The sequence below is a fragment of the Mycoplana sp. 10N416 genome (assembly GCF_056394765.1).
Window position 1 is genome coordinate 22,848 of sequence record NZ_JBFTIM010000025.1, and the last position, 6,000, is coordinate 28,847.

General features: G+C 58.5%; 8 protein-coding genes and 3 pseudogenes. 5 read left to right on the plus strand and 6 right to left on the minus strand.

Annotation, left to right across the window (positions count from 1 at the left end):
• Window positions 1–275: 275 nt before the first annotated feature.
• A pseudogene (locus AC1DDS_RS24655) lies at window positions 276–617 on the minus strand (ATP-binding protein); the annotation flags it as partial.
• Between the two features lie 89 nt (window positions 618–706).
• Here AC1DDS_RS24655 and AC1DDS_RS24660 point away from each other — a divergent pair.
• From AC1DDS_RS24660 to AC1DDS_RS24680, 5 genes are all read left to right on the plus strand, one after another.
• On the plus strand, window positions 707–847 hold the full coding sequence (locus AC1DDS_RS24660; RefSeq protein WP_477481264.1) for a hypothetical protein: 141 nt from the start codon (window positions 707–709) through the stop codon (window positions 845–847).
• On the plus strand, window positions 844–1,041 hold the full coding sequence (locus tag AC1DDS_RS24665; RefSeq protein ID WP_477481265.1) for a hypothetical protein: 198 nt from the start codon (window positions 844–846) through the stop codon (window positions 1,039–1,041). The genes AC1DDS_RS24660 and AC1DDS_RS24665 overlap by 4 nt, the downstream gene beginning before the upstream one ends.
• 428 nt (window positions 1,042–1,469) lie before the next feature.
• Window positions 1,470–1,748, plus strand: a complete 279-nt coding sequence (locus tag AC1DDS_RS24670) for a hypothetical protein (RefSeq protein ID WP_477481266.1) — start codon at window positions 1,470–1,472, stop codon at window positions 1,746–1,748.
• Window positions 1,745–2,152, plus strand: coding sequence for a hypothetical protein (locus tag AC1DDS_RS24675; RefSeq protein WP_477481267.1), 408 nt, complete (start codon window positions 1,745–1,747; stop codon window positions 2,150–2,152). The genes AC1DDS_RS24670 and AC1DDS_RS24675 overlap by 4 nt, the downstream gene beginning before the upstream one ends.
• Before the next feature lie 149 nt (window positions 2,153–2,301).
• Window positions 2,302–2,511, plus strand: a complete 210-nt coding sequence (locus tag AC1DDS_RS24680; protein WP_477481268.1) for a hypothetical protein — start codon at window positions 2,302–2,304, stop codon at window positions 2,509–2,511.
• A gap of 6 nt (window positions 2,512–2,517) precedes the next feature.
• Here AC1DDS_RS24680 and AC1DDS_RS24685 read toward each other — a convergent pair whose 3' ends face one another.
• From AC1DDS_RS24685 to AC1DDS_RS24705, 5 genes and pseudogenes are all read right to left on the minus strand, one after another.
• Window positions 2,518–2,748: a hypothetical protein gene (locus AC1DDS_RS24685; protein ID WP_477481269.1), complete on the minus strand. Its 231-nt coding sequence runs from the start codon at window positions 2,746–2,748 to the stop codon at window positions 2,518–2,520.
• On the minus strand, window positions 2,745–2,927 hold the full coding sequence (locus AC1DDS_RS24690; protein WP_477481270.1) for a hypothetical protein: 183 nt from the start codon (window positions 2,925–2,927) through the stop codon (window positions 2,745–2,747). Before AC1DDS_RS24690 ends, AC1DDS_RS24685 begins: the two co-directional genes overlap by 4 nt.
• Before the next feature lie 422 nt (window positions 2,928–3,349).
• Window positions 3,350–3,619: pseudogene (locus tag AC1DDS_RS24695) on the minus strand (histidine kinase dimerization/phospho-acceptor domain-containing protein); the annotation flags it as partial.
• A pseudogene (locus tag AC1DDS_RS24700) lies at window positions 3,577–3,762 on the minus strand (small ribosomal subunit protein bS21); the annotation flags it as partial. The pseudogenes AC1DDS_RS24700 and AC1DDS_RS24695, both read right to left, overlap by 43 nt.
• Before the next feature lie 60 nt (window positions 3,763–3,822).
• Window positions 3,823–6,000 (minus strand): cadherin-like domain-containing protein (locus AC1DDS_RS24705; protein ID WP_477481271.1); only part of this gene is annotated, 2,178 nt, incomplete at its 5' end.

Here is a 6,000-nt window from a genome sequence, read left to right on the forward strand (position 1 = left end):
AGGTGACATGGTGGCGAAGAACTGTGCGCGGCGGTAGCCGCTTGTGGCATAACACTGGACAAGATCAAGGTATCGGCTTTCCAGTCACCACGTGATCCAACCCCACCACTGTGGGCGCACCTCGGCCGCAATCTTTTCATATCATCAGCTTGCGATCTGCTCGGCCAATTGGCCCTGAGTGTAGGGTTTTGATATTCGCGGCAGATCAATGTCGGAACCGGGAGGCAGGTCGGCGTACCCGATGGCAATCAATATTCGAAGCCCCGGCACTAGCTCCGCTGCGGCCTTCGCAAATTTTCGGCTGTGGTTCCCTGACGAGGCGAACTCCGCAAGAAAAGCCCACCGTTCAATTGCACTGCCAATCCGTGAACCATCGAAAGGCCAGGGCCGGTCCCTTTTCCCAATTTCTTGGTGGAAAAAAACGGATCGACGGATTTGGAAAGCGTTTGCTCGTCCATGCCGTGACCAGTGTCAGAAGCGGAAAGAACAAGATAACGTCCGTCTTTCAACTCCATACCGCTTCGAGGTGTCGCTTCAAAAAGTTCTATGGTGACCTGGCCCCCATTCTCCATCGCGTCCCTCGCATTTACCGCAAGGTTCAGTAACGCCAACGCGATGCCAAGCCGAAACCTATAATGGGCGAGCGCGACAAGCCGGTCATCTTCCCCGACGAGCTGTCGGCGACGAAGGCGGTGCTGCACCATTCATGGCATACTTCAACGGGCACCTCGTCTCGTCGCGGGAGATCGCCGGCGGCAGCATCAAGGACGCACGCCGGGCCCGGGCGGAGCGTCTGTTCCGCAACGGCAAGGAGATCGAGGTCGAGCAGAAGGAGATCGCAGCATGATTTGGTTCTGCTGGGAACGCCAGCCGACCGGCAACTGGGCGCCGGTCTGCTACCACGGCGAAAAGCCGCGCAAGCTGTCGGAAGACCGCCTGACACTGCACGAGGTGCCGACGGAGTACATCGATGTGGACGGGACGCCGCGGCTTAGTGCGCTGCAGAAGGTGTTCCCGTTGCCGGAGGCAGGCAGTCAGTGATCGACCCGCGCGTCTACAGCATCTGTGAGGAGTATGGCGTAACCATCGTTGACGGTCGGTCGTACCCTGGCATTCGCGAGACGCGCGCCGTCGCCACGCTCGATCGAATCCTCACGACGAAAGGCGAGGATCATTTCCGCTTCGTCTTATCCACGGTAGCTGAAACCGAAAACAATCAAGGGTATATCGATAAGTATCTGCTTTGGGCCGTTAGTGACCTTGTGGAGACGTACAGAACCGTTGTGGAGCAAAGACCCTTCAGGATGGCTCGAATGCTTTGACAAGGCTCCTGTGGGCGAACTGCAGGTGGTGGCGAAATGTCTCAGGCATCAACGGTTTGCCCTGGTGGGCATGTTGGCGGAGCGAGTGGTGCGTAGGTTCGGCCCGAACGCGGGACAGGGCGATCTCTTCGATGAAAGGCGGGCTGCATGAACAAGACGATGATTGAACGAGCAGCAAAGGCGGTCTTTGACCTCGACCATCCCGAAGCAGAGGAAGATCAGTGGGAGACCGCGAAAGCTTGGTACTGCGCCCGCGCCTGCGCGGCCGTTAAGGCGATGCGCGAACCTACTTCTCCCATGATCGGTGCCGCCACAGGCGTTCCCATCGAGAGCAGTGTGGTTTCTGAAACTTATGTCCTCGACGAGGAGGCAACGGCGATCTGGCAGGCAATGGTAGACGCTGCACTCGGGGAGAACGGTGAATGAACAGGGCTGAAATCGCGAACCTCTTCGTCAGGGCGGCATTCATCGACAGCAGGTTGCCGATCGACGCGCGGCCAAAGCGGCTCAAGGGAGCATGGTTTACGGGCGCGGCACTGACCGTAGAAGACCAGCGCAAATGGCTCATCCGCGAGGAAGGCGACAAGCCCTCTCAGATCCACAAGCTGGACAAGGGCCCGATGCACGACTGGTGGATGGCCTTCTGGGACGGGAAGTCAGTCGACACGAGCCGGAACGACGTCCGGCTGTGGGAGCTAGCAAACGAGCTCGTCACTCTGGTAGCAGATGAGGGCATCGCCGCGCGCTGTGGGCGTGGACCATGTCCAAGGCCGGGACGCTGGAGGTTCACGAAGACAAGACGCGGAAGACGCGCAAGTTTGGAGACGTGAGCCTCCACAGGCGAACCAGCAAAGGCGCCTCTTTCGTCGCGTGGTGCCGCTCCGAAGGCATCCATGAAATGACCGGAGGGCGCCGCAAAAATCGGGCGATTGCCGTTATTTAACAGTATCTTATTCGGGGCGGCTCATCCAATGTCGAAATGGCCGGTTTTGGGGTGTTGCCTGTTGGCCCTGTTTTCGAGCACATTTCGGATAACATCGGATCCAACGCATCGAAGGACAAAGGCCGGACATTCGAGCGGGACCAGGACACGGTTTTCGCGAAGGAAGCAACTCTTTCGGTCTGGGATCAATACCGGGCCGCCAAGCGCCGCCGCGCCCGCGAGGCCAAGAAGCGAGAGGCGGCATAGCGTCGCTCAGGGTTTCAGTGGTAGGCCTTGTATCGCGTAGCGGTGCAGTCGCGATGCAGTACCTACGGTGTTCCGGTTGAAGATGGCAGTGAGTTCCGCCGCGTCAAACTCTGAAAGGTTTGTGGCGCGGTAGAAGCCAAGCTCAGCGACCCTCCCAGAATGGGTGTCGAACACCGTCCAGGTATCGTTCACTTCCAGACGGTATCCATACGGCAGCAGTTCCGCGGGGCCGCTCATTTGGCGGCTTCCGGCATCGTCCCGGTCATGAAGCGCCGAAGCATCGTTTGCGAGGGATGGTGGAGGGTTCCATTCAACGGTTTGAGCCTGGCGGTGACGTAGCCGGCCTTTTTAAGCATTTCTCTTAGTATGCGTGAATCGCTTGTCCGGAAATCGACGTACTGAACATTGGAGGACATTGCGTCCTCCTTTCGCAAGTTGGGGCTAGGGTGTGATGGCCCTCAAGCAGCAGCGCCCGGGAAATAGGCTGCTGAAGCTATGAGAGTGGACGCAACTTTGCTCATTAGCAAGCAATCAAGTAACGGATTATTGCCGGCAGAGACTTGATTTGAACACATTTACTGCCTAGAGGTTCCCCGTCGGCATCGCTGATGAGCGCTGGAAAGCATCTGTCGCTCGCGGTTGCCACCGCCGCTTCTGCCTTTGACCACGGATGTACTGGCACGGGTGTGAATAGCGGCAAGAAGGAAGGTCGGTGCGGTTTCGCCCCGGCCTTTTTTGTTGTCTAAACCCTCCCGCAAGGGAAGCAGGACGCCGGCGATCGTCGCCAGCTACTTGGTCGGCCTGACGAGTGTAATGACCCTCGGCTTGGTTTAGCTTCCACCATCGGTCCGACCGAACGATTGACCAGATCGACCATGCCACCAACCAGCGCTTTCAGCTCGACAGCTTCAATTCTCAAGTCCTGGCGTCGGGCAAATGCCAGAAGCCGCTGCGTCAGGGCTGCACCCCGTCTTGCACCCAGCATCGCTCCATCGATCAGCCGTTCGGCGCGCGGATCACCCCCCGTATTCTTACGCAGCAACTCAAGATTGCCGAGAATTGCCATTAAGAGATTGTTGAAGTCGTGCGCCACTCCGCCGGTAAGCTGCACGTTCGAATGCTTCGAAAATCTGCTTTCTTGCGGGCGAGCTTGCGCTGGCGGCCGATGGCTTCAGCTTTTTCGCGTGCCCGTTTGACAGATGGCTTCTCAAAAGCCTCTCTCAATCGCATTTCGCGAAAAACGCCTGTTCGCAAGCGGCGGGGCCGTAAAGGAGCGCTGGAACGCGAGCGCTGATGATGACGTGCTCTCACCTAGAGGATGAAGTCCGCCTTCGACAAGTTGATGATACCCGTGAGCTCGATCTGGAAGTCAGCGCGGCCGTCTAGGTTGGCGTCACCGTAGACGACCGTCTTGTCGTTTGCGGTGCCTTTGACATCGAACGTACGGTAGATCAGGTCGCCGGATTTCCCGGTAAAGTTTCCTGCTCCACGCCAGGTGAAGGCCTGGTCGCCCGCGACCTTTGTGTTCGCGTCGATGTGCGAAAGGTCCAGTTTGTCTTCGCCGCGGACAAAGTCGGCAATGATATCGCGCTGGTTCAGGCCCGACGCCGGAGTGTAGCCACTGTTGTTGACGAGCCCCGCAATCCCCGGAGCCGAGTCCTGGATTGTGTGAAACACGAACACATCGCGACCGGCCCCGCCGAAGAGTTTGTCGACACCCGTGCCGCCGATAAGGGTGTCGTTGCCCGCGCCACCTTTGATGATGTCGTTGCCGCCTTTGCCGTTAAGGATGTCGTTGCCGCTCGTGCCGGTGAGCTGGTCGGCGCCGTTGGGGCCGGATACCGTCTCAGCAACATCCTTGACGGAGATCTTGAAGGATTTCGACGCCTCGAAACTGGTGCCAATTGAGGGATCATCGAGGCGCACCGTCACGTCGAGCGAAGGATTGGTTTCGTAGTCGAGCTTGACCCCCTTCTTCAACCACAGAGCGCCGCTTTTGATTTCGAAGAGCTTGGCATCCGATCCGGCCAGGGAAAGCCGGTTGTCGCCGCCGTCCGGATCGACGATCGCCAGTTCGGCGACCTTGAGTGCCGACGCCGTCGAGGCATTCTCGGCAATCGACGTCAAAAACTGCTTCGTGACGAGTTTCGGCGCGTCGTTGATCGGCGTGACAGTGAAATTGAAGACCTTGGTTACCGGTGCCGAAATGTCCTCGTTGCCGTCCTCGACCGCGACCTTGAACGATGCGTTGGTCGTCTCCGATCCGTCGTGTTTAAATGCAACCTTGCCGGCGGCGAGTTCGGCACCGGTGAAGCTGGACGCAGCGTTGCCGTTGACGAACACCTTGCCAGCCGTCTGACTGGAGACGGTGAAGCGGACGTCGGCCGGCAAATCGTCCGGATCAATAAAATAAAGATCGGCCGTGGTCAGCGTATAGCTGGCGCCTTCCTTCACTGTCGCCTTGAGATCACCGGTGAGGACCGGCGCTTCATTCGGCAGCAGCACGGTGACATCGATGCTGCCAGTTGCCGACTTCGCGCCACCAGATCCCTGCATACCCGCGTTCCCATCGGAGAACGTGAGGTCGATCCGGACAGTCTCGGCAACGGACCCGGTATTTGCATAGGATAGGCTGCGCAGGAAAGCATTGACCAGACTGCTGGTCACAAGGATCGGACTGGGACCCGCGAAGGCAACCTCAAGAACGCCGCCGGAGTTCTGCGTTACCATCGCGACCTGATCGCCCTCGGGGCCGTACAGTGTGGCTCCAGCGATATAGAATCCACCCCCCACCAGGAACTGGTCGTTAGGATTTGCACCGCCGTGGCGCTGCACCGTCAGTACGGTCCCGGAGTAATCACCGTTCTGATCTCGCATGGTGTCAAGGTCGGGATCGATCAGCGTCAGGTCGGTGTCCAGCATCACCGCCGCTTTGGTCAGCTTATAGACCGGAGCGCCATCCAGGTCGTGAAACTGGGGTGCGTCGTTGACAGAGGCGATGGTAACGGTTTTCGCCGTGAGATTACTGTCGGCATCGCCGTCACTGACGCTGAACGTAATAGTGCGATCGGTCGTGGAGGGCAGATCGGAGGTATTCGTATAGCTGACCGATCGCAAGGCCGCCTGCCACTGTGCAAGCGTAGCCGACGCGTCACTTGAGGTGAGAGAGAGAATGCCGGTGGCTGCATCATAGCTGCCAGTGATGTTTCCGAAGGCAGCGTTCGGGACGAATGTCAGAACGTCCTGGCCGGATACAAAGTTACCGATCGAAATACGTGCCGAAGCAAGATGGGCACTATCAGGATCCGACAGCGTAATGCCCGCATCGATCAAAACGGGAGTCGAAATCGCGTTTGCGCCTTCCACAAAGGCAGTGGTGCCCGTGGAGGCGGTCACCACTGGGGGCGCGTGCGCAATAATTTCGTATGGCTCCCCAGCGGTAAATGAGAGCGCTCCATTGCCGGCTTGATCAACGATATTGTTCGAACC